The organism is Synechococcus sp. R6-5, from assembly GCF_047461775.1.
GTDB lineage: Bacteria > Cyanobacteriota > Cyanobacteriia > Thermostichales > Thermostichaceae > Thermostichus.
Window position 1 is genome coordinate 1 of the sequence record NZ_JANSHV010000375.1, and the last position, 1,069, is coordinate 1,069.

General features: G+C 59.3%; 1 protein-coding gene. It reads left to right on the forward strand.

All coding sequences use genetic code 11. From position 1 onward, the window contains the following. Nucleotides 1-945: sensor histidine kinase (locus NW818_RS13835; RefSeq protein ID WP_414424882.1), on the forward strand; the 945-nt coding region annotated here is incomplete at its 5' end. Nucleotides 946-1,069: the final 124 nt, after the last annotated feature.

Consider the following 1,069-nt stretch of genomic DNA (forward strand, 5'->3'; position numbering starts at 1 on the left):
CGTTCGCGTCAGCGGTGCGGAGCACTTTTGAGCCCTTGGGGCTGGAAGCAACAGCAGTTTCTCCTGCGGCCTGTGGTGGGGCTTGCCGTTTACGAAGGGTGGGCTGTGGCCCAGTTTCTACTGGGGCGTTGGGTTTGGCCTCTCGTCTTGCCGGCCCTGGCCAGTGGGCTAACGGGGGTGAGCCTGCTGCTCACTTTGGTCATTGTGGAGAATCAAGAACGGCTCTTGGCCCAGCAACAGGAACTGGAGCGCCTGCGCCGAGCCGAACAGGAGGCCGCCATTGACCAGGCTCGCAAGCTGCTCTACCGAGTAGCCACCGACATTCACGATCGCGAGCTGCAGGAGCTGAAGGTGGTGATGGACAACTTGGAGAGCTTGCAATGGCAGCAGCACCAGGGAAAAGCTCCCGATCCCACCGTCTACGACCACCTGCTCGAGCAACTGGAGAGGATCGGACGCGGGATCCGGAATCAGCTCAACGATGTGCGCACTCTAGCTGCCAAGCTGCGCATCTCCCCCAGCTTACGAGAAGGGCTGCATCGAGGCATCGAGATCTATCTGGATGAACTGATCCAATCGGGCAGCCTAACGCTATCTGTAGAGCGGCAACTGCAACCGCTGCAGGAGCCCAACACCGGTGAGTGGTTTGATCAGCGAGAAGACATCTTGCGCTTTTTGCGGGAGGCCATCGGCAATGTCATCGCCCATGTACAACCCCCCAAAGGCAATGCTTCCTTTGTCAAGGTGTCGCTGGCCCAAACGGAGCGCCACTGCTGCCTTTCCGTGGTCAACGATGGTATCGAGTACGCTCCCGGCCTCAGCGGCGGCTACGGCAGCAAGGCCATGAACACCATCGCCCGCTATCTACCCAAGGGATCCTGGCATCGCACCCGCACCCCAGAAGGCCATACCCATGTCGAGCTGCACTGGGAGATGCCGCTCTGAAAGACCTACACAGCACTGAACAGAACAGATTTTTGCTCAGCGCTGTTGCTTTCTTCCTGCTTCAGCAACCCTTGACTAGCGGTAGGTTTTAGACCTACCACCCCGCCAGAGGAGTCTCCACAGG